This window comes from Nonomuraea sp. NPDC002799 (assembly GCF_053592075.1).
Map to the genome: position 1 here is coordinate 187,394 of NZ_JBSFVA010000015.1, position 21,507 is coordinate 208,900.

Consider the following 21,507-nt stretch of genomic DNA (forward strand, 5'->3'; position numbering starts at 1 on the left):
AATTGACGGGTCGATATGTGACGATGATCGCCGACTGGCGCGGTTTTCGAGATCATGGAGGCAGTCCATGCGAAACGTTCCTCACATCGGACTCAGCAGGCGCGGGTTGTTACTGGCCGGCGGAGGTCTCGCCGCCGCAGCGCTGATGAACGCCGGACCGGTGTACGCGGAGGTGCCGGATTCCCGGCTCTTCGATCTGGGTGGAGCGGGCGGCAATCCGGTCCTGAGGAAGTCGTTGCACGCCAACTGGGTGATGCAGTCCTTCGCGTACGACAATGTTCACCAGCACATCTACTTCGTCCAGGTCAACTCCACGAACACCAACCCCGCCAACGTGGGCGACCTGTGGATCACCAAGACCGACACGGCCGGCAAGGAACTGGGCTCGATGACCCTGCACGGCTTCGGGCACGGGGTGTCGATCGCGGTCGAGCCGTACGACGGGGCGGTCTACCTGTGGACGGAGTGGCGGACGAGTGAGAGCGGGTTCGGCACCAAGATCGGGCGGTTCCCGTTCGTCAACGGGTCCGTCCTGGAGCAGGACAGCACGGCGATCCAGGACCGTACGCCGGCCATCGGCGGCGACATCATCAACCCGCAGCCCGTGATCGACCCCTCGACCGACCGGCTGCTGGTGCGCTACAAGACCGGTGCGGACCTGCCGCGCCTGGTCGTCTTCAAGCTCAGCGACGCCCGCGCGGGCCGGATGGCCACCGAGCACCGGGTGGCCGCGCGGGCCCTGCCGTCCCGTGGCGCCTGGGGCACCGACAACCCGTTCCAGGGCTACACCGCCTACGGCCGCTACGCCTACCTGTTCGAGGGCAAGGTGAACGGGCCCTCCTACATCACCGTGATCGACATCAACGACGTCGGGCAGTCCATCGTGACCGACCGGGCGCAGACCAACGCCGGTGCGTCGTTGCCGGGGCGTGAGCCGCAGGGCATGGCGATCTGGATGCACTCCAGCGGGCCGAGGCTGGCCTTCGGTTTCCACTCCAACACCGCCGGCGTGCGGCAGTCCACCGTCTTCTACAAGAGTCAGTTCGTCTAACGGAGCTCTGACGGGACCGGCATCCCCAAGCGGGTGACGAACCAGTCCGTGGCCAGCCGGGCGACCTGCTCCAGCGCGCCCGGCTCCTCGAACAGGTGCGACGCCCCCGGTACGGTCTCCAACCGCACCTCCCCGGGCAACTGCCGGGTGGCCCGCTCGTTCAGATCGATGACGATCGGATCGTCCCCTCCCACGATGAGCAGGGTGGGCTGCCGGGCCTGGCCGAGGAACTCGCCGGCCAGGTCCGGCCGCCCCCCTCGCGAGACGACGGCCCGCACCGCGCCGGGCCGCTGCGCCGCCGCGACGAGGGCGGCCGCCGCGCCGGTGCTGGCCCCGAAGAGGCCGACCGCGAGCCCGGCGGTCCGCGCGTCCGCCAGGGCCCAGTCGGTCATCGCGACCATCCGCCCGGCCAGCAGCCCGATGTCGAACCGGAGCTCTCCGGTCAGCGCGTCCCGCCGCTCCTCGGCCTCCGTCAGCAGATCGGCCAGTACGGTCACCAGCCCGGCGGCCTGGAGCTGCGCCGCGACGTACCGGTTGCGCGGGCTGTCACGCCCGCTGCCGCTGCCATGCGCGAACAGCACCACCCCGCGCGGGTGGACGGGCACGGCGACGTCGGCGTCCAGGGCCACGTCCCCGACCGGGATCCGCGCACTGTCTTCCGAAATATCCATAAGTCCACACCCCTCCGGCCAGAGCACGGATGGCTCTACCCCTGCCTCAGCAGCGGACGGTACCCTCCGGGAAGCTCCGCGATCATGTCGTGGTACTCCTTCTCCCCGATGGCCTCCCGCAGCACAGCGAACACGGCCTTCACATCCTGATACGCGTCCGCCCGCGTGACGTCCTCACGTTTGGCGACGTCGTGCAGGAACACGTCGGGCGATGCCGGCACGGCGCCCTGGCGGCCACGGGTGTTCCCGCGCAGCAGGGCGGCGCGCAGCTCCGCCGGCAGCGGCGGGGAGATCTCCGCCACCTGCCCGCCGGACAGCCGGATGCCCAGCACCTCCAGGACGGCCTCCGCCGCGCGGGCCGCCCGCTCGCGGCCGATCCCGGCCCGCGTGGCGACCCGGCCGACGAACGTGTCGTACGGCAGGTTGCCGGTGAAGGACGGCTCCCGGGCCTCGGGCGGCGCCGTTCCGGACGCGGCGTCGAGCAGCAGGGCGAAGTCGTCGGGCAGCTCCGAGCGCAGATTGGCGAACTCCTCCGGGCCCACCGCCCGCCCCAGCGCGGCCAGCACGCCACGCGCCTGCCGCTCGGCGGCGTCGGGACCGGTGCCGATGATCTCGGCGATGCGGCCGATGAACTCGTCGTGGTGATACTTCTCGGGCGGGCCCTCAGGCTCCAGGCACGTCTGCAACGGCTCGGGCAGGAGCTCGCCGAGATCGGCGGCGGCTCCGGCGGAGATGCGCCGCGCCAGGAGGCGGAGCGTCAGGCAGGAGACCCGTTCCGCCTCCTCGTTCGCCAGGCCGGCCGCCTGCTTCACGATCGAGATGAAATCCTGAAATTCCATGGCATTTCCTCGCTCTCACCTCCTCATCTCCCCCTCAGCTAGTCGGACAAACGGGCATATATAACCCAGGTATTCAGCGGGCCAGCCGTCCCAGCAGCGCGGAGGACGCCGTGATGCCCAGCGCCGCGGCCACCGCCAGGACCACGAGGTCCAGCGGCAGGTTCGCCGGGCTGCCGAGCAGCAGGCCGCGCAGGGCGTCGACCTGGTAGCTGAGCGGGTTCACCGTGCTGATGGCCTGCAGCCAGCCCGGCATGGCGTCCATGGGATAGAGGGCGTTGGAGGCGAAGAAGAGCGGCATGGTGATCGCCTGGCCGATGCCCATCAGCCGGTCGCGCGTCAGCACGATGCCGGCGATCGTCATCGACAGGCAGGAGAAGAACGCCGAGCCGAGCACCACGACCAGGACCACGCCGGCCAGGCGCAGCGGGTTCCACGTCATGGCCACGCCCAGCAGGGCCGCGATCAGGATCACCACGACCGCCTGGATCACCGCCTTCACCCCGGAGGCGAACGCCTTCCCGGTGACCAGCGCCGCCCGGGGAGTCGGCGTGACCAGCAGCTTCGTCAGGACGCCCGAGTCGCGCTCCCAGATGATCTGGATGCCGTAGAAGATGGCGATGAACATCGTGGACTGGGCGATGATCCCCGGCGCCAGATAGTCGATGTACGGGATGTCGCCCGTCGGGATCGCCTGGAGCCGGGTGAACGTCTGGCCGAAGACCAGCAGCCACAGGGCCGGCTGGATCGCGCGGGTGTACAGCTCGGTGCGGTCGTGCCGGATCTTCTGCAGCTCGACCACGCACATCGCGATCATCCTGGCGGGCAGGACGCGCCAGCCCGAACGCGGGACCGGCGGGGTGGACAGCAGGCCGAGGCCGCTCTCAGCCGACCCGGGAGGCGGTGTTGCGGGTACGCCGGACATCGCGGAACTCCCCTCCTTCCTCGCTCAGGCCGCTGCCGGCGACGTCCCTGAAGACGTCCTCCAGCGTCGGCGCGGAATCGTCGCCGCGGCGCACGCGCAGCTCCTCGGTGAGCTCCGCCGGGGTGCCGACCGCCCGGACGCGTCCCTGGTGCATCAGCGCCACCCGGTCGCAGTACTGGTCGGCCTCGTCCATGTAGTGGGTGGTGACCAGGACCGTCATCCCGGTGATCGCGCGTACCGCCTGGATGTGCTCCCACACGCTGGTGCGCGCGATGGGGTCGAGCCCGATCGTCGGCTCGTCCAGCATGAGCAGCCGTGGCGCGCTGACCAGCGCCTGCGCCAGCTCCAGGCGGCGCACCATGCCGCCGGAGAACGTGGCCGCCAGCCGGTCGGCGACGTCGGCCAGGCCGACCGCCTCCAGCGCCTGCGCGACGCGGGCCGCGCGTTCGCGGCGGGGGACGTCGAAGACGCGGGCGAACAGGGAGACGTTCTCGCGGCCGGTGAGGCGCGCGTCCGCGGACAGTTGCTGGGGGACGTAGCCGAGCAGGCGGCGCACCGCCATCCGGTCGGTGGCCGAGTCGCGGCCGAAGACCTTGACCATGCCGGGGCGGACCGGCAGCAGCGTGGTCACGCAGCGGATGGCGGTGGTCTTGCCCGCGCCGTTCGGGCCGAGCAGGCCGAAGATCTCGCCGGCCGCGACCGACAGGTCCAGCCCGTCGACGGCCTTGGTCTGACCGAAGGAGTAGGTCAGGCCGGTGCAGGTGACGGCGTCCTGGCGCGGCGCGGTAGCAGCGGTGTCCTGGGGGGGTGCGGTGGTGGCCGGTCGGGCGGTGTTTTCGGTGGTGGCCGGTCGGGCGGTGTCCTCGCGTGGTTCGGTCATGGGCGGTCCATTTCCGCGCGCAGGCCGTCGGCGAGCCGGCGGAGGGCGGGGATGGCGGCGGCGAGCGCCGCCTGGTCGGCCTCGCCGAGCCGGTCCACCTGCTCGCGGACGAGGGCGGTACGGCGCTCGCGCCAGGCACGCAGCCGGGCCTCGGCCGCCGGGGTCGGCAGCAGCCGCGCGGAGCGCCGGTCGTCCTGGCCCGCCTCGCGCCGCAGCAGGCCGGCGGCGGTGAGCTGGTTGATCATCGTGGACACGGAGTTGCCCGCCAGGTAGAGCTCCTTGGCGGCGGCCGTGACGCCGATGCCCGGGTTCGCGGCGACCAGGTGGAGCAGCTCCACCTGGGCGCCGCGCAGCCGGGGCTCGGGCGCGCCCTGACGCAACCTGCGCCTGACGAGCCGGTTGATGCCGGACATGACCGAGATCAGGTCCTCTGGAGGGTCGGGAGGGCTCATGTTCGGGATATTACCTCTGCTAACGAGGTAATTTCCGTCAGGTACGGTCGAATCTCATTGGCCGGACACGAGACGGGCCGGAAAGCCGCCGGTCGCGATGGGGCCCCAGCGGTCGATGTGCAGGCGGATCAGCGACTTGTCCTGCCGCCGCATGGCCGCGCGATAGTCGTCCCAGTCGGGGTGCTCGCCGGCGATGCACCGGTAGTAGTCGACGAGCGCCTCCAGGGCCTCCGGCATGTCGAGCACTTCGGCGTGCCCGTCGACCTGGACGTACGGGCCGTTCCAGTCGTCGGACAACACGCAGATCGACACCCGCTCGTCGCGGCGGGCGTTGCGTGCCTTGACGCGGTCGGGATAGGTGGAGACCACGATCCGGCCGTCCTGGTCGACGCCGCAGGAGACGGGGGACATTTGCGGGCGGCCGTCCGCACGGGTGGTCGACAGCAGGCCGTGATGCCGGGGACGCAGGAAGCCGAGCAACTCGGGCAGCTCGACGGGGCGCGCGGTCGCGATGTTCGGAGCCATCTCAGGTGCCTTTCGGTGATGATCGAGCTCCGATCCTTTCATCGGCGGGCGCGCACGAGCGGCTACAGCAGGTGGGCGCGGTGCAGGGCGGCCTCGTGCCGGACCTCGGTGAGGAACGTCTGCCGGTTGCCGGTGCTGTCGGCGTACTGCGAGAACAGCAACCAGGCGCTGCGGATGCCGTGCAGGAGGTTCTCCAGCAGGTCGAGGGCGGGGCGGGCCGGGTTGAGCGGGGTGATGGGCAGATAGACGGTGTCGAGGCCGACGTCGAGGTCGGCGCGGACCCGGTTGATGAGGTCCTCGGCCGCGGTGAGGCGGTGCTTGGCCTCGGTGACGCCGAGCAGGTGACCTTCGGCGACGTGCAGGGCGTGGCGGATCATCGGCATGACGGCCTGCCGGGGCGACGCGCCCGCCTCCATCGTCGCCAGGACCTCCGCGAGGCTCCCGTGCGCGAGCGCCTTGACCCGGTCGACCTCGGTGATGGCCTGCGCCGGATGCAGCCCGGTGTGCCGGGCGGTGGTGGTGGCCGCGGCATACAGCCAGTGGGCGGCGGCGATGGCGGCCGCGGTGGGGTCGATCCGGGTGAACAACGTCTCGGCGCCGAACGGATGCTCGTGGAGCAGGGTGTCGGCCTCGATGACCTGAAGGGGCGAGGCGTCCTCGCGGCTGAGGGCGACGGCCTGCTGGGCGCGGGCGGACAGGTCGCCGAGCTCGGCCTGCTCGACGGCGGTCAGCTCGGCGGTGACGTCGGTGGCCACGTAGGCGACCAGCTCGGGGGCGCGGAGGGTGTGCAGGGTACGGCCGACGCGGTGGGCCGCCCGCTCGACCCTGGTGAACGAGTTGCTGGCGGGCCGTCTGGGTTTGGTCAGGAACGAGACGACGGTGGCGAAGGCGTCGCGTTCGCGCTGCCGGTGCCAGCCGATGCTGTGGGGCCCCTGCTCGTCGGCGGCGCTGGCCGGATGGGTGTAGCAGCGCCAGCAGGCCGTGGACAGGTCGGTCAGGCAGGCGGCCAGGCGGAGGACGTCCTGGCCGGGAGGCAGCGGAGCCACGGCGGTGGCGATGTCGCCGATGCCGGTGCTCCAGTGGGCGATCAGCGTGTTCCGGGCGTGGTCGACGGCATACCGGGTCACGGAGGCTCCTTGGCAGAGGGCGCGGAGAGTCGGGTGCGTCGCAAGCCCAGGATGCTGGATCCACCGCTGCGCTGAAGGGCGTTTGCCGCTTCTGCAGATCGCTGAACAGCGCTTTTGCGGGAGAATGCCGGGTAACTTCTCGGCTGAGCCGAACGGGCGACTCCGCTTTTGGGTCGTTTGACCATAGATGCGACGATCAGAGGTGTTGACCCCTGAGCGATAGGCGACAGCATGGCAGGCGAACACAGCCGCAAGGCCCTCGTGGTGCGCGGCGGCTGGGAAGGGCACGCCCCCGTGGCGGCCACCGAACTGTTCATCCCCTACCTCGAAAAGAATGGGTTCGAGGTGCATCGGGCTGATTCTCCGGCACCGTACGCGGATCCGGAGTTCATGTCCGGCATCGACCTCATCGTGCAGTGCTACACCATGGGCACGATCCTGCCCGCCGAGCTGACCGGGCTGGAGGCCGCCGTCCGCGCCGGCACGGGCCTGGCCGGCTGGCACGGCGGCATCGCCGACTCCTTCCGCAACTCCTCCGACTATCTGCACCTGATCGGCGGGCAGTTCGCCTGCCATCCCGGCAAACACCCCGGCGAGCGCGAAGGCTCGCAGGCCGACAACTACGTCCCGTACACCGTCAACCTGCTCCCCGAGGCGAGCGCTCACCCCATCACCGAGGGCATCACGGACTTCGACCTCGTCACCGAGCAGTACTGGGTGCTGACCGACGACTACATCGACGTGCTCGCGACCACGACGCAGCAGGTCCGCGCGTGGGACCCCTGGCACCGGGAGGTCACCTCGCCGGCCGTCTGGACCCGGCGGTGGGGCAGCGGCAAGATCTTCGTCGCCACCCCGGGGCACAGCCTCGACGTCCTGGAGCAGGACAGCGTGCGCACCATCATCGAGAGGGGAATGTCGTGGGCCGGCCGGTGAACGTGGGCATCGTCGGGTGCGGCGCCATCTCGGCCCAGTATTTGCCCACCATCGAGCGGCTGCCGCGGTTACGGCTGGTGGCGGTGGCCGACCTGGACCTTGACCGGGCGCGGGAGGCGGTGCGGCCCTACGCCGGGGTCGACGTGCTGAGCGTGGCGGAGTTGATGGCGGACCCGCGCGTTGACGTCGTACTGAACCTGACCGTGCCCGCCGCCCACGCCGAGGTCGCGCTCCAGGCCATCGCGGCCGGCAAGGACGTCTACTGCGAGAAGCCCCTGGCCGCGACCACCGAGGACGCCGCGCGGATGCTGGCCGCGGCCGGCGCCGCCGGGGTACGCGTCGGCTGCGCGCCCGACACGGTGTTAGGCACGGGGACGCAGAGCGCCCGCAAGGCGATCGACGACGGGCTGATCGGCAGGCCCGTCGCGGCGACCGCCACGATGATGACCCCCGGCCACGAGCGCTGGCATCCGAACCCCGACTTCTACTACGTCCCCGGCGGCGGCCCGCTCCTCGACATGGGCCCCTACTACATCACCAGCCTGGTCACCCTGCTCGGGCCGGTGGCCTCCGTCATCGGCGCCGCCAGCCGCACGCGGTCCAAGCGCACCATCGGCTCGGGCGAGCGGCGCGGCACCGAGATCCCGGTCACCGTCGACACCCACGTCACCGGCGTGCTCGTGCACGCCTCCGGGGTGTTGTCCACGCTGGTGATGAGCTTCGACGCGGCGGCGACCCGGTCGCCGCACATCGAGGTGCACGGCGAGGCCGGCTCCCTGATCGTCCCCGACCCGAACCGTTTCGACGGCACCGTGCTGGTGTCGGGGGTGGGGGAGGCGGACTGGCGGGAGCTTCCCGAGACGGCCGGGTACGCCGGGGCCGGGCGCGGGGTGGGCCTGGCCGACTTCGCGGTGACCCCGGCGGGTGAGGAGCCCCGTGCGGGGGGAACGCTGGCCTTCCACGTGCTGGACGTCATGGAGTCGCTGCTCGCCTCGGCGCGTACCGGCACGTCGGTGACCATCACGAGCACCTGCGAACGGCCCCGCCCGGTGGCCCTGACCTGATGCGGTCGGTGCGCCATGGGGCCTCCATGGCGCACCACGATCTGCTCGCCCGCTGACGGATTCCTGCCGGGGTCATTGCCTGCGTGTGGCGCGGCGTCTCGGGTCGTCGCCGGGGGGCGGGGCGAAGCTTGCGGGGACAGGTTCCCGTTCCCGGGTAAGACAGGCAGGTTCCCATGGTCGGACGACCCCTGGCCTCCGTCGCTCTCACCCTGACGGCCGTCCTCGTGCCCGCCACCCCGGCCCACGCGGTGACGCTGGAGCAGAAGCTGGCCGCGCTCCTCGGCTTCACCCAGCCCACCCTCGCCAGCGCCGCCGCCTGGCGGGAGGCTCGGGCCGATCAGGGGTCGTGGGCGGAGTACCTGTTCGACTGGTCGACCGACCAGTGCTCCGGCAGCCCGGACCGGCCGCTCGGCTTCGACTTCCGGACGTCCTGCCGGCGGCACGACTTCGGCTACCGCAACTACCAGGCCGTCGGCCACTTTCCGGCGCACAAGTCGCACATCGACGACGCCTTCCTCTTCGATCTGCGCGAGGTGTGCGCCGGATACGCGGCAGTCGCCAAGCTCCGTTGTGACGGTCTGGCGTGGACGTACTATCAGGCGGTCCGGAGATTCGGCACCCCCGAGGTCGTGGACGATTCCCCACAGCTAGCGGACGTATCAGCACATAGCAGGTAGGTCTGCCCTCGCCTGGCCGGATCTCCTGGAGTTCCCATTGGTGACTTGCGCTCCGGCAGGTCACGGCATCGGGCACGCTCTGCGTCTATGGGGACGAAGGGCCGTGATGAGGCGTCACCGGAGACCGCCAGGCCACCTGCGGGCGGCCCGCTGACCGCCGCGAGTGTGCGCAGACTGCCGGCCGCCCCCCGCGAGCCCAAACCGGCGCTCGCCGCGCTCGCCGTGCTGCTGATCCTCGGCGGCGCGCTGGCCACCACGGTCCTCGTCATGCGGGCGGACGAGCGCGTCTCGGCGATCCTCATCACCAAGCAGGTCGGCGCGGGGCAGCCGCTCGGCCCGGACTCGATGCGGGAGGCGCGGGTCGTCGAGGACGGGGTGAAGTACGCGCTCTGGGCGGACCGCGCGCGGGTGTCCAACACCGTCGCCGCGGTCACGCTGCTGCCCGGAACGCTGGTGACGACGGCCATGACGGTGGGGCGAAGCAAGGGACTGCTGCCGGGGATGGCGCGCGTGGGGCTGGCGCTCAAGCCGGGCCAGTCGCCCAGCGGCATGTACGCCGGCTGCCGGGTGCAGGTCGTCCTCGTGCCCACGGGCACGGACACGGACGCCGAGCAGAGCCAGGTGCTGGCCCAGAGCGCGCTGGTCGACAGCGTGGGGACCAGCGGCAACCGGGCGACCGGCCTGGTCACGGTGATCGTGGACAGCGACGTCGCGCCCGCCATCGCCGCCTACGCCTCAGCCGGGCAGATCGCGATCACCGATCTGCCCGGATTGCGCTAGCCCGTCCGTCGAGCCGAGCGCCAGCCCGTCCGTCGGGCCGGCGCGCACCTGGCGGGCGGAAGATCGCGCAATAGCCTCGCGGAGTTGGCTCCGTATGGTGAAATATGCCGAATGGAGCGGGCGCGGCAGTTGGTGGGCGAGATGCTGATCTACTGTTTCGTGCTCGTCCTGCTCACCGGCGGCTTCCTCACCTTCTTCTACACGCCCGGCGGCCAGACGGTGGTGTACGACGGCAGCTACGAGCCGTTGCGCGGTGTCATGATGAGCACCGCCTACGACTCCGCCCTGAAGATCAGCTTTGACGTGCGCGGCGGCCTGCTCATGAGGCAGCTGCACCACCAGCTCTCCGTCCTGTTGACGGTCGGGGCCGTCGTCTGGGTCATGCTCGGCCGGTTCCGGTACGGGTTCGCGCTGCTGGGTCTCGGCCTCAGCGTGCTCGCCTTGATCGGTGGCTACGGATCCGCCGACGACCTGATGCACAGCACCGTTCTGGGCCGGATCCCCGTCCTCCTCTGGTACGGCCTGCACCTGGCGGCGGCGCTGGCCATAGGCGCCGCGCTGGTGACCTCCTCGCGCCAGGAGGCCGCCCGGCAGCCCAGAACGCCCGGCTTCGTGGTGCTGAGCATCGTCCTCACCGCCGTGCTGCTCCTCTGGTGAAGCCCGCTCCCGCTGAGTGAGCGTCAGCCTTCCAGGGCGAACACCACCCAGGAGGCGTCCGGAGCCAGGCCGGCCAGCTCGCGCCCGCACTCCTGCAGCACCTGCGGCCCTGACGTGATGTGCGCGGTGCCGGTGTGCACGTCCCTGAACAGCCGCTGGATCAACCCGTCCCGCACCGCCGAGGTGCCGCCCGACGCGTGCACGAACCGGGCCACCTCGCCGACCGTCGACGTGACGTGGTTGAGCGCCAGCCGCACCATCGTCTCCTCGCGCACGTCGAGCGCCCGCCCCGAGTCCAGAGCGCGCTCCGCGTCGTCCCACACCGTCTCCACCAGCGCCTTCGCCGCACGGAACTTCGCCTCGGCGCGGGCGAAGTCGGCGTGGAAGGCGTCGCTCCCGGCGATCTGCCCCGGCCGTCCGGCCCGCGCCCCGGCGTAGCGGCTCAGCTCGTCGAGCAGCCGCCGGCCGACGCCGAGCGCCCAGCCGGAGTGGCAGATCAGCGCCTGGTCGAGCACGCCGAGCCGGTAGATCGCACCGCCGCGCAGCGGCTCGTCGGCGGTGAAGATGTGCGTCTGCGACTCCGGTACGAAGGCGCCGTCGATGGAGTAGTCGACGCTGCCCGTCGCGCGCAGGCCCAGGACGTCCCAGTTGCCGAGCAGCTTCACGTCCTCGATGGGGGTGATGAAGATCCGTACCTCGTCGGTGCCCTCGACGGCGGCCAGGCTGTGGACGTACTGGGAGTGCAGCATGCCTGAGGCGAAGCTCCACTGGCCGGTGAGGCGGAAGCCGCCGTCCTCGCGTACGGCGGTGCCCGGCCGGGTGCCCTGACCTGCGAAGACCGGCATTCTAGGGCCCTTGAAGATGCGTTCGACGGCGTCGTCGCCCAGATAGGCGCCGGCCGTGCCGTTCTCCAGTGTGGTCGCCATGAGGACCCAGCCCGTGGAGGGGTCGGCGTACGAGAGCTGCTCGAAGACGGCGATCAGCTCCCTCGGGGACGACTCGGCGCCACCCAGTGGCACAGGCACCCATACGCCGAAAAGTCCTGTCTCGTGCAGGGCGTCCACGACGGGGGTGGTGAGCCTGCCCTGCGCCTCGGCGGCGTCGGCCTCGCGCTCGATCAGCGGGCGCAACTCGCGGGCGCGGTCCAGCAGGGTGGTGCCGGCGGTGTGCAGTCGCGACGTGTCGCTCATGTCCAGGTGCTCCTGTTCGTGATCGTCGGCGCTTTACTCCGTCAGATCACGTATGCGGCACGTTGTCCAGAGCGGTGCCGTCAAAAGGGCGCCCCGGCCGGATGCCCGTGGCTGTCAGAAGGGCGCCCCGGCCGGATGCCCGTGGCCGTCAGAAGGGCGATCCGGCCGGGTGGCGGAGGTCGAGCCGCACCCGATCCGCGAGCTTAAGCCGCGTCACCGACAGAGCGCCTGCGGGCCGGAGGGCCGGTCACGGGCTCGGCGTGGGGGTCGGCGTGGCGGTCGGGGTTTCTGTCGGCGTCCCGGTCGGGGACTCGGTCGCAGTCGCAGTCGGGGTCGCAGTCGGTGTCTCCGTCGGGGATCCGGTCGGGGTCGGGGTCTGCGTCGGAGTGGGGCACACGGCCGGGGCTCGCCACGACGGCGGACCGGCCCACGCCTGCCGGGACGGCTTCCAGCCCTTGCCCGTCCAGTACCGCTTGGACGGCCGCGACAGGTCGTAGACGTACAGGGCCGTGGCGGTCTGGCCGTCGGTGGTCGCGGTCACGGACACCCAGTCGTCCTCCCTGACCGCGCTGGTGCCGCGCCGGCCCGCGATCGTCTGGGTGTCCTCGTTGATCGTGTACGCCCGCTCGAAGCCGTCCTGGCTCTGCACGGTGATGGTGCCGTCCACGACGGACAGCGCCCGCCCGGTCTGCGCGAGCACGGTCACGGTGCCGCACCCGTCCTTCGTCGCCACCACGAACTCGCCGTGCATGGCCCCTGCGAAGCCCCACGGGCTGATCGGCGCCAGCTTGACGGGCGGCACGGTCGCCGTCGCTGTGGGCGTCCCAGTGGGTGTCCCAGTGGGCGTCCCCGTGGTCGTGGGCGTCACGGTCGCCGTGGGAGTCGCGGTCGGCGTCGGGGTCGGGGGTGTGCCCGACGCCGCAGCGGCCACGCCGACCCCGCTCGTCGCCACCAACGCGGCGGTCGCGGCGGTGAGCAACGATCGTGGCACGCGCCCGCGCCGCTCGCCCGCCGGTGTCTCCTCGTTCGGTTGGTCGGAATGCATAGGCGTCACCTTGTCCTCCACGTCGTTTCGCTCCGCTGACGACCTCGCCGGACGTGACCACGTGCAAGGCGCCGCCCGGAAGGTCCGGCGCAGAACTCGCTGCCCACTTCCCCCGCACCCATGCGGGCGGTCCGCCGCCCCGGCCCCTCCGCCCGCGCGAACCTGGCGGCGTTCGAGCAGGTCCGGGGGGATATCGCGATCAACGCACATTTCTCGGTACGGCGGACGCCCCGAGGGTCAGGGCAGGGCCCGGGACGCGCAGGGAGTGGCCAGGGAGTCACGGCCGGCTTCGTTGACGAGGCGGGCGAGCTCGACGCGCGAGTTGACACTCACCTTGCGGAACATCTTGCGCAGGTGGTAGTTGACCGTGTGCGCCGACAACGAGACCCGGCCGGCGATCTGATGGTTGGTCAGCCCCTGGCTCACCAGCAGCGCGATGAGGCACTCGGTCTCGCTGAACCCGCGCCACAGGGACCGCCCCTGCCGGATCGGCACCGGCTCCTGCCCCAGTCTCCGCAGTCGGCCGCGTACGCGCTCGCTGTCGCGTACCGCGCCGATCTGCTCGAACAGGCACAGGGCCGACTGGTAGCGGCGGGCGGCCTCGATGAGGTCGGCGGCGGGCGGGGCGGCGAGGCGGGCCCCGAGGTCTTCCAGGGCCCCGGCCTGGTCCCAGGGGTCGGGATGTTCGGCGGCGGCCCAGCGCAGCACCGTCACGTCCTTCTCGCGCAGCCCCCTGGCGTGGCGCGCGGCGACGGCGAGCCGGTGGCACTGCGGGTTGCGCCTGCTCAGCCCTTCCACCGCGGCGAGGGCCTGGCCGGCGAGCCCGTCGTCGCCCGCCGCGATGCCGAGCCGGGTGAGCCAGACGGCCGCGCCGGGCTCGTCGAGCAGCAGCGGCCCGTACGTGGCGAGGTCGGCGTGCTCGGCGGTGAAGAGCCGGGCCGCGTGTTGCGGGCCGTGTAACTCGGCGGCGATGCGCACCCGGATCCATTCGGGGTGCACCGGCCACAGGCGGGGCCGGCCGGCCGCGCGGAGTTTGCCGGGGACCTCCGCGTGCCAGCGGCTGCGGTCGAGGTCGCCGCTCCGCAGGCTCGCCTCGGCCAGGACCGCGTGGCCGAGCGGGACGAGCAGGCCGGCGTCCATCTCGCGGGCGGTGCGCAGGGCCGCCTCGGCCAGCTCCAGCGCCTGCTCCAGGTGGCCGGTGCGCATCAGCAGCTCGGCCCGGGCGATGGCGGGGGCCGGGGCGTAGGCGCTGGGCGCGCCGGGGCGGGACAACTCGCCGGTGGCCTGCTTGATGTGGCCGTCGGCCTCGGTGTAGCGGCCGCCGCTCATGAGCTTGCGGGCGTAGGCGAGCCGGACGAGCATCCGCCACACCGGCGGGACGTTGTCGTCGGCGATCGTGACGGCCTGCCGGGCGAGCCGCATGGCCTGCCCCGCGTCACCGCGCCGCCACGCGCCCGCGGCCAGCGTGGAGGTGGTCACCGCCGCCGCCGCCCCCGAAAGCGCGGGCGTCGCCGCGTGCCGCGCGGCTCGTTCGGGATCGCGCAGGGAGAGGGCGAACGCCAGCGCGGCCCGCGCGTCGTCGCGGTCGCCGTCGTGCTGGTCCTGCTCGGGCGGCGCGGCCTGCGCGACGGTGATCGCCTCGGCGATCCTGCCGCCCGCGACCAGCACGTGGACCAGCCGGGTACGCAGCTCCGCCGCGACCTCGCCGGGCAGTGGCCGCAGCAGGCTCTCGCGCAGCAGCACGCCGGTTCTGGCCAGCCGGCCGTCGGCGAGGTGCGCGTCCGCCACGGTCACCAGGTGGGGAGCGAGCGCGGGATCGAGCGAGTCCAGCTTGTCCAGGAGCCGGTCCGCCAGCTTGACGGCGGCCTCGGCGGACACCGGCAGGATCTCGCGTACGGCGTGGGCGAGGGTGTCGGCGGCGGTGGCCTCGCGGTGCGCCTCGCGGTTCGCCTCGCTCTCCATCAGGCCGGGCGGCGTGACCAGGAGCACCCAGACCTTGCGATGGGCCATGGCGGCGACGGCCGGGCCGGCCTCCGTGCCGGAGGGCTGCGACCGGTGCTGGATGTGCATGCCCCGCCGGCGGGCCGCGGCCACCACGGAGCGGAGCGTCTCGGCGGGCTCGCCCTCCTGCGCCTGGAGCATCAGCGTCCAGCCGGGCCCGGCCTGCCGCAGGAGCTTGAACAACGGACGCCATCTTTGTTTTTCGATATTGTCAAAACCGATCGACATCTGGTGCCGCCCCCTATCGGTTTTCTGCCGTCCAGACACTATTCGTCCGACCGCCCGTCACGGATGAAGTGGATGGGCCGTACATCGCGAAAAGGCAGCTCTTTCTTAGTGGCCCTTGCGCCGCTCATTGTGCGAGCCGGGAAGGCAACGGCGCCGCCTGCGCCGCCAGCCACGCCTGCCAGGACGGCGCCTGCTTGACCGGGCCGGGGCGCAGGAGCTCGGGCAGCGCCCAGCGCCGCACGGGACGGATGCCGTGCAGCGCGTTGACCAGCCAGATCTCGCGGCCCGCGAGGTCTTCCGGGCGCCGGTGCCGGCCGGCCACCGGGATGCCGAGCTCGGCGGCCCGGCGCTGGAGCCGCACGGTCGTCACTCCGGGTAACGCCGGCAGCTCGCTCGACGGCACGCAGAGGGTGTCGTCCTCCCACCACAGCAGGCTCGTGGTGGCGCCTTCGACCACCCATCCGCCGGGTGCGGTGATCAGCGCCTCATGAGCGCCGAGCCGCTGGGCCTCGGCCCGCAGGCGGCCGAGGGCGACGAGATCCGGCCCCTTGACGTGGGGGACGCGCCGGGGGTCGCCGGGCGGCCGGACCCAGACGGTCAGCGGGCCGCCTCTGGGCGGCGCCGTACGCACGCGCAACCGCAGCTCGCCGGAGGCGGACAGCTCGACGCGGGGGAACCAGTCCCCCTCTCGCGGCAGCGCGTCGACGGCCGCCCGCCACATCGCGGCGACCCGGTCTCCGGCCAGGGCCGCCGCTTCGCAGGCCAGGCTGAAGCGGCGGCCGTGGTCGGCGAGAAAACGCACCGCACCGTCCACGACCAGCCAGGAGTCGGCCACCAGCAGGTCGTCCTCGATCGGCCCGCTCGCGATGAACCCGTCCTGCGCGAAGACGCTGATCGTGTCCAAACGGCACCTTCCCCCTGAAGCGTCAGTGGGCCTCAGTAGACCCCTTCAACGATCTCCTCGGTCGTGACGGGGAGGACGGAGGCGATCCCGTCGACCACGTCGCCCGCCCCGGGCGCGATCCGCAGCGCGGTGTCGCGTTCGAGGATGTTGGGCAGGAACATGTCGCGGAAGAGCAGGTGCATGAGCACCTGACCGCGTTCGCCGTAGGCCACGGGGATGCGGGTGTCCGGGTCGACGATCTCCACGACCGAGGCCGGGTGGTAGGGCCTGAAGACGCAGGGCTGCTCGTCCCCGGGCTCGCGGGGGCGCTGCGGCGCGATCCCCATCAGCGTGTTGCCGTAGATGCCGCACACCTTGGCCTTGGGGAACAACGTCTCCTCGATGAGGCGCAGCGTCTCCGGCCCCGCGGAGGTGCCCGCCCAGAGCAGCCCTTCCAGGCGCTCGGACAGGACCTCGTAGATGGCGGGCCGCGCGCAGGCCGCCTCCAGCATCGGCGGGGTGATGAACAACACCCGGATGTCCTGGGTGGAGACGATCGCCTCCATCTGGTCGAGCACGTGCTCGACGTACTCGCCGGCGAGGTCGTCCCGCCCGTCGGCGAGGATCTTGCGCACCCAGCGTGGGTCCATGTCGACGGTGAAGAACAGCCCGTTCCGCCTGGCCGCGATGCGCCGGACGGTCCGGCCGACCACGTGCGGCCCGCACGGTGCGATGTGCAGCCAGTTTCCCCTGGCCGGGAAGCCGTGGGAGTCGAGCACGTCGGCGCACCAGTCGGCGTTGGCGACCCGCGAGGTGGCGTCCACGATGCGTTTGGGCGTCCCGGTCGTCCCGCCGGAGTCGAACACCTCGTACGTTCCCGTGCCGCCCCGGGGGATGAGGTCTTCGGCCGGCACGGTCCGCAGCAGCTCCCCGACGTCGGGGAAGCGGCGCAGGTCCGCGACGGACCGGATGTCGGCGCGCGGGTCGAAGCCGAGCCCGCCGGCGAGTTCCAGCCAGAACCTCGACCCCGTCGCCGGGTCGAAGTGCCAGTCGAGGGTCTCCTGGAGGTGCCGGCTCAGCTCCGTCGCCGGTGCGTGCGCGTCTACCGCGGACATGCTCTACTCCCTGCGTGTGGCTTGGGGACCTGCGGGTGGCTGACGAGGCGCCGATTCCCGGTCACGAACGGCCCTTGTACGCGCCAGGCGCCAGCCGGGCCGAGATGGCCAGCCGGTTCCAGGCGTTCATGACGGTCGCCACGAAGATGAGGTGGGCGACCTGCTCCTCGGTGAAGTGCTTGCGGGCCCGCTGGTAGACGTCGTCGTCGACCGGGTCGGTCCCGAGCAGGGTGATCGCCTCCGCCAGGCCGAGTGCGGCCTGCTCAGGCTCGGTGAAGAATCGGGGTGCGTGCCGCCAGGCGTCCAGCAGGTGGACGCGCTGGGCGGTGACGCCCTCGGCCTGTGCGTCGATGACGTGCATGTCGATGCAGTACGCGCAGCCGTTCACCTGGGAGACCCGGATCTTCACGAGGTGGACGACCTCGGCCTCGATCCCCGACCGCAGCGCACTCTGCGTCACGGTCTGGGCGAACTTCCCCATGGTCGCATAGCTCTCGCGGGCGATTTGGAACAGCGGCAGCCGCGCGGATTGACTCGTCATGGAATTCCTTCAAGAGGTCGGCAGAATTTACACGGGCGCCGCACCCGAAAAGTCATTTGACTTGACACGGCTGCTCTCGTGAACTCACGGCATCACCATAAAAGGCGGTTTCCCGCTCGTCCACTACTCAATCAGGTAGTGGACTTGTCGGCCCCGCGCCTGTTGAACTGCGTGAGCGACGGCTCCGTGCCCCGCTGCCGCGCCCCGAGTCCACGGGGTGAGCGGATTTCCCCCCTTGGCCGATCAGTGATCCTCGCTGTCCGTGCGAGTGGCGGGGGATCACCGACTAGGAAGGTCCGATCGATGAGCCATGAGCAGGAGTTGCTGGTCGTGGGCGCCGGCCCGGCCGGTCTGAGTGCCACTCTGGCCGCCCGGTCGCTCGGCGTCGAGGTGACCTTGATCGAGGCGGACGCCCGGGACCAGGAGCGGCCGGGCAGCCGGGCGCTGTTCGTGCACCAGGAGACGCTGGAGCGGCTGGAGCGGCTGAGCCCTGGACTGGGGGAGAAGATCGCGGGATTCGGTGTCCTGTGGCAGGTCGCGCGCACTTTCTACCGTGGCAGGGAGGTCTACGCCCGCCGCTACGACGACGCGGGGCAGGGTAGTGGGCTGCCTCCGTACGCGAGCCTGCGGCAGCTCGACACCGAGCGGTTCCTGCTCGGCGCGTGCCGCGCGGCCGGCGTGGAGCCCGTCTGGGGGGCCCGGGTGGTTTCGGTCCGGTCCGACCCGGACGGCGTGACCGTCCGCGCCGAGAACGGCGGTGAGTGGCGGGCGCGCTACGTCATCGCCGCCGACGGGGCGCGGTCGGCCGTGCGCGCGTCGATCCCGATCGAGATGGACGGTGGCCGCTCCACCGACTACCGCGTCGCAGTGGACCTGTCCGGCGAGGACCCGGGCGGGGCGCCGGCGGAGCGGCACCTGCACTACCGGCATCCGGCGCTCGACGGCCGGAACCTGCTGATCGTGCCGTTCACCGGCGGCGTCCAGGTGGACGTGCAGTGCCGGGACCCGGCAGACGGCGAGGCGCTGAGCGAGCCCGACGCCGTCCGCCGGTGGTTGCCGGCCGTGGTCTCGCCGGAGCAGGCGGAGCGGGTGCTGTGGGTGTCGCGTTATCCCTGCCTGCAGCGTGTCGCCACCGGCTTCGCCGACGAGCACCGGCGCGTCCTGCTGGCCGGGGAGGCCGCGCACCTGTTCGCCCCGCTGGGCGCGCGGGGGATGAACAGCTCGATCGCGGACGCCGAGGCGGCGGCGACCGCGGTGTGCCTCGCGCTCCGTTCGACCAGTGTGGAGCGGGCGCGCGGCGTCGTCGACGACTACGACACGGTGCGGCGGCAGGCGGCGCGGCACAACAGGGCCCGCGTCGAAGGCGCGCTGCGGCACCTGCGCGCCGAGTCCGCCTGGTCCCGGCTGGCCCTGGCGGGCGCCGCCACGCTGGCTCCCCGTCTGCCGCGCTTCGGCGCCTGGCTGGACAAGGCCCCCTACGGCCCGCGCGGGCCCATCACGCTGCGCGGCGGCTTGTACTGAGACCCCCCTGAGACTCCTGGGACCCCCCGGACAAAGCGGTACTTCGAGAGAGAAGACGCACAGATGACGAGTAACCACGGATTGACCTGGTCGGAGAAGATCGATCTGCTGGCCGGCACCATGCCGGGCGCCGACGCGCGCGCCCTGTCCAGCCTGCTGCCCGGCCCCGAGGCCAACGGCGCGGGCGCGTGGCGCTCCCAAGTCCCCGACCGGGAACGCGCCGCGCTCTCCCACGAGCTGTCCCGCCCCGACCCCGACGACCCGCATGCCGTGCGCCGCATCGGCGTGATCGGCGGCGGCACCGCCGGCTATCTGACGGCGCTGGCGCTGCGGGCCAGGCGGCCCTGGCTGGACGTCACGCTGGTCGAGTCGAGCGACATCCCCGTCATCGGCGTCGGCGAGGCCACCACGCCGCCGCTGCTGGCGTTCCTGCACCACTATCTCGGCATCGACGCCCTGGACTTCCTCAAGCGGGTCAAGCCGACCTGGAAGCTCGGCATCAAGTTCGACTGGGGCCCCTATCCCGACGGGATCATGGCCCCCTTCGACTGGGGCGCCAACTCGATCGGCGTCCTGGGCTCGATGGCCACCAGGAACGACCCGAACGCCTACACCCTGCAGTCGCTGTTCATGCTGCACAACAAGGTGCCGGTGTTCCGCACGGACGACGGCGAGTACGTCTCGCTGATGGACGACCTCCCGTTCGCCTACCACCTGGAGAACCGCGCCCTGGTCACCTTCCTCGCCGAGATCGCCGCGGAGCGCGGCGTCAAACACGTGGACGCCCAGATCAGCGACGTCCGCCTGTCCGGCGAGGACTGGATCGAGTCGTTGCGGACGACCGACGGCCGCAGCCTCGACTTCGACCTGTACGTCGACTGCACCGGATTCCGCTCCCTGCTGCTGGGCGACGCCCTGAAGACCGGCTTCACCAGCTACTCGGACAGCCTCTTCACCGACACGGCGGTCACCGGCTACACGAACCAGAGCGAGGCGATCGAGCCGTACACTACGGCCGCGACCATGGACGCGGGCTGGTGCTGGAGCATCCCGGTCCCCGACGAGGACCACGTGGGCTACGTCTATTCCTCGGCCTTCATGTCCGGCGACCAGGCCGCCGACGAGGTCGTCCGCCAGCACGGCATGGTCGGCGACCTCAAGACGGTGCGCTTCCGGGTCGGGCGGCACGAGAAGACCTGGCGCGGGAACGTCATCGCGGTGGGCAACTCCTACGCGTTCGTGGAGCCGCTGGAGTCCAGCAGCCTGCTCATGCTGGTGTTCACGATCATGTCGATGATGCCGCTGCTGCCGGCGTCCTGGAAGCACCCGGTGCCCAGCGAGACGCTCAACCGGGTCACCGCGAACCGCTGGGACGGCCTGCGCTGGTTCCTGGCCCTGCACTACCGCTACAACCGGCGCCGGGACACGCCGTTCTGGCGCGAGGTCTGGACCTCCACCGACGTCTCCGGCATCCAGCCGCTGCTGGACGTCTACGCCGCCGGCGCGCCGCTGCACCTGCGCGACCCGATCACCCGCCGGCTCGCCCGCGCCGCCGCCCCCACCTTCTACGAGCTGGACGGCGTCGACTGCCTGCTGCTCGGCCAGAACTACCCGGCCGAGCTCGTCACCGGCACCGAGCCGCTGGAGGCGTGGCAGGCCCGCAAGTCGGCCGCCGACGCTCTCGTGGCCCGGTCACTCACCCAGCGCCAGGCTCTGGCGGCCTTCCACGCCCGGCCCGAGCTCACCCAGAGCCTGGTCCACGGGCCGCACAGCTGGGTGAGCGGATACGGCGAAGAGCGGTGGCTCTGGCAGAGCGGCGCGTGACGGGCGCCCGATGGAGATCGCAGTCGACGGAGCGAAGGCCATGGCCGTGTCAGCGAAGCTCGGTGAGCAGACGTGCGCGGAGGACGACTATCGCGCGCTGATGGGCACGTTCCCCACCGGCGTCGCGGTGGTGACCAGCACCGGCGCCGACGGCTTCCCGCGCGGGCTGACCTGCTCGTCGCTGACGAGCGTGGCCGTGAGCCCGCCGACGTTGCTGATCTGCCTGCACACCCGCAGCTCCACGCTGGAGGCGTTGTGCCAGAGCGGCAGGTTCGCGGTGAACCTGCTGCGGGCCGAGGGACGCGGCGTCGCCGAGCTGTTCTCCCGGCCGGTGGACGACCGGTTCGCCCACGTCACCTGGGCCTTCTCGGAGGCCAACGGCCAGCCGGTGCTCTTGGAGGACGCCGTCGCCTACGCCGGTTGCCGGGTGACCAGGAGCCTGCTCGTCGGCGATCACGCGGTGGTGCTCGGCGAGGTCACCGACGTGACGCGGGCGGCGGGCGTCCCGCTGCTCTACGGCCTGCGGCGCTTCGCCGCGTGGCGCCCCGATCAGGACGGATGACGACCATGAGCGACGA

The 21,507-nt window shown here is 71.7% G+C and carries 22 protein-coding genes; 9 read left to right on the forward strand and 13 right to left on the reverse strand.

Annotation, left to right across the window (positions count from 1 at the left end; translation table 11 throughout):
* The first annotated feature begins 67 nt into the window (after positions 1-67).
* Positions 68-1,051, forward strand: a complete 984-nt coding sequence (locus ACWD0F_RS26660; RefSeq protein WP_449879895.1) for a phage baseplate protein — start codon at positions 68-70, stop codon at positions 1,049-1,051.
* On the opposite strand, the gene ACWD0F_RS26665 is transcribed toward ACWD0F_RS26660, so the two are convergent.
* The 7 genes from ACWD0F_RS26665 to ACWD0F_RS26695 form a co-directional block, all read right to left on the reverse strand.
* Positions 1,048-1,722, reverse strand: coding sequence for a dienelactone hydrolase family protein (locus tag ACWD0F_RS26665; protein WP_449879897.1), 675 nt, complete (start codon positions 1,720-1,722; stop codon positions 1,048-1,050). The two genes, ACWD0F_RS26660 and ACWD0F_RS26665, sit on opposite strands and share 4 nt — an antisense overlap.
* 35 nt (positions 1,723-1,757) lie before the next feature.
* Positions 1,758-2,561: a DUF2267 domain-containing protein gene (locus ACWD0F_RS26670; protein ID WP_449879899.1), complete on the reverse strand. Its 804-nt coding sequence runs from the start codon at positions 2,559-2,561 to the stop codon at positions 1,758-1,760.
* A 73-nt stretch (positions 2,562-2,634) separates the two neighbouring features.
* The gene (locus ACWD0F_RS26675; RefSeq protein WP_449879901.1) at positions 2,635-3,483 is read right to left on the reverse strand and encodes an ABC transporter permease; all 849 of its coding nucleotides are present in this window, start codon (positions 3,481-3,483) and stop codon (positions 2,635-2,637) included.
* The gene (locus ACWD0F_RS26680) at positions 3,443-4,363 is read right to left on the reverse strand and encodes an ABC transporter ATP-binding protein (protein WP_449879903.1); all 921 of its coding nucleotides are present in this window, start codon (positions 4,361-4,363) and stop codon (positions 3,443-3,445) included. Before ACWD0F_RS26680 ends, ACWD0F_RS26675 begins: the two co-directional genes overlap by 41 nt.
* A complete protein-coding gene (locus ACWD0F_RS26685; RefSeq protein WP_449879905.1) occupies positions 4,360-4,815 on the reverse strand; it encodes a MarR family winged helix-turn-helix transcriptional regulator in 456 nt (151 codons plus the stop codon). Before ACWD0F_RS26685 ends, ACWD0F_RS26680 begins: the two co-directional genes overlap by 4 nt.
* A 54-nt stretch (positions 4,816-4,869) precedes the next feature.
* Positions 4,870-5,340, reverse strand: a complete 471-nt coding sequence (locus tag ACWD0F_RS26690) for a PPOX class F420-dependent oxidoreductase (protein WP_449879906.1) — start codon at positions 5,338-5,340, stop codon at positions 4,870-4,872.
* A 62-nt stretch (positions 5,341-5,402) separates the two neighbouring features.
* Positions 5,403-6,467 carry a hypothetical protein gene (locus tag ACWD0F_RS26695; protein WP_449879908.1) on the reverse strand — a complete coding sequence of 355 codons (1,065 nt, stop codon included), beginning with the start codon at positions 6,465-6,467 and terminating at the stop codon, positions 5,403-5,405.
* A 231-nt stretch (positions 6,468-6,698) separates the two neighbouring features.
* Between ACWD0F_RS26695 and ACWD0F_RS26700 the strand changes: the two genes are divergently transcribed.
* The 5 genes from ACWD0F_RS26700 to ACWD0F_RS26720 all read left to right on the forward strand — a co-directional run bounded on the left by ACWD0F_RS26700 (position 6,699) and on the right by ACWD0F_RS26720 (position 10,581).
* Positions 6,699-7,403, forward strand: a complete 705-nt coding sequence (locus tag ACWD0F_RS26700; protein WP_449879910.1) for a ThuA domain-containing protein — start codon at positions 6,699-6,701, stop codon at positions 7,401-7,403.
* Positions 7,388-8,467 (forward strand): Gfo/Idh/MocA family protein, encoded by a 1,080-nt coding sequence (locus ACWD0F_RS26705; protein WP_449879912.1) that lies wholly within the window; start codon positions 7,388-7,390, stop codon positions 8,465-8,467. Before ACWD0F_RS26700 ends, ACWD0F_RS26705 begins: the two co-directional genes overlap by 16 nt.
* 173 nt (positions 8,468-8,640) lie before the next feature.
* Complete coding sequence (locus ACWD0F_RS26710; RefSeq protein ID WP_449879914.1) at positions 8,641-9,144, forward strand: phospholipase; 504 nt, start codon at positions 8,641-8,643, stop codon at positions 9,142-9,144.
* A gap of 87 nt (positions 9,145-9,231) precedes the next feature.
* Complete coding sequence (locus ACWD0F_RS26715) at positions 9,232-9,924, forward strand: hypothetical protein (RefSeq protein ID WP_449879916.1); 693 nt, start codon at positions 9,232-9,234, stop codon at positions 9,922-9,924.
* 111 nt (positions 9,925-10,035) lie between these two features.
* Entirely contained in the window at positions 10,036-10,581 is a 546-nt protein-coding gene (locus tag ACWD0F_RS26720; protein ID WP_449879918.1) for a hypothetical protein, read from the forward strand.
* 23 nt (positions 10,582-10,604) lie between these two features.
* Here ACWD0F_RS26720 and ACWD0F_RS26725 read toward each other — a convergent pair whose 3' ends face one another.
* The 6 genes from ACWD0F_RS26725 to ACWD0F_RS26750 form a co-directional block, all read right to left on the reverse strand.
* Positions 10,605-11,771, reverse strand: coding sequence for an acyl-CoA dehydrogenase family protein (locus tag ACWD0F_RS26725; RefSeq protein ID WP_449879920.1), 1,167 nt, complete (start codon positions 11,769-11,771; stop codon positions 10,605-10,607).
* Positions 11,772-12,018: 247 nt separating this feature from the next.
* Positions 12,019-12,816, reverse strand: a complete 798-nt coding sequence (locus ACWD0F_RS26730; protein ID WP_449879921.1) for a hypothetical protein — start codon at positions 12,814-12,816, stop codon at positions 12,019-12,021.
* A 237-nt stretch (positions 12,817-13,053) separates the two neighbouring features.
* Positions 13,054-15,000 (reverse strand): LuxR C-terminal-related transcriptional regulator, encoded by a 1,947-nt coding sequence (locus ACWD0F_RS26735; protein ID WP_449879923.1) that lies wholly within the window; start codon positions 14,998-15,000, stop codon positions 13,054-13,056.
* 169 nt (positions 15,001-15,169) lie between these two features.
* On the reverse strand, positions 15,170-15,949 hold the full coding sequence (locus ACWD0F_RS26740; protein WP_449879925.1) for an aminotransferase class IV: 780 nt from the start codon (positions 15,947-15,949) through the stop codon (positions 15,170-15,172).
* A gap of 32 nt (positions 15,950-15,981) precedes the next feature.
* Positions 15,982-17,043, reverse strand: a complete 1,062-nt coding sequence (locus ACWD0F_RS26745; RefSeq protein ID WP_449879927.1) for a phenazine biosynthesis protein — start codon at positions 17,041-17,043, stop codon at positions 15,982-15,984.
* 61 nt (positions 17,044-17,104) lie between these two features.
* Positions 17,105-17,584 carry a carboxymuconolactone decarboxylase family protein gene (locus ACWD0F_RS26750; protein WP_449879929.1) on the reverse strand — a complete coding sequence of 160 codons (480 nt, stop codon included), beginning with the start codon at positions 17,582-17,584 and terminating at the stop codon, positions 17,105-17,107.
* Between the two features lie 303 nt (positions 17,585-17,887).
* Here ACWD0F_RS26750 and ACWD0F_RS26755 point away from each other — a divergent pair, with 303 nt between their 5' ends.
* The 3 genes from ACWD0F_RS26755 (at position 17,888) to ACWD0F_RS26765 (ending at position 21,491) form a co-directional block, all read left to right on the forward strand.
* Positions 17,888-19,105 carry an FAD-dependent monooxygenase gene (locus tag ACWD0F_RS26755; RefSeq protein ID WP_449879931.1) on the forward strand — a complete coding sequence of 406 codons (1,218 nt, stop codon included), beginning with the start codon at positions 17,888-17,890 and terminating at the stop codon, positions 19,103-19,105.
* 63 nt (positions 19,106-19,168) lie between these two features.
* The gene (locus ACWD0F_RS26760; protein WP_449879933.1) at positions 19,169-20,929 is read left to right on the forward strand and encodes a tryptophan halogenase family protein; all 1,761 of its coding nucleotides are present in this window, start codon (positions 19,169-19,171) and stop codon (positions 20,927-20,929) included.
* A 40-nt stretch (positions 20,930-20,969) separates the two neighbouring features.
* Positions 20,970-21,491: a flavin reductase family protein gene (locus ACWD0F_RS26765; RefSeq protein WP_449879935.1), complete on the forward strand. Its 522-nt coding sequence runs from the start codon at positions 20,970-20,972 to the stop codon at positions 21,489-21,491.
* Positions 21,492-21,507 lie beyond the last annotated feature (16 nt).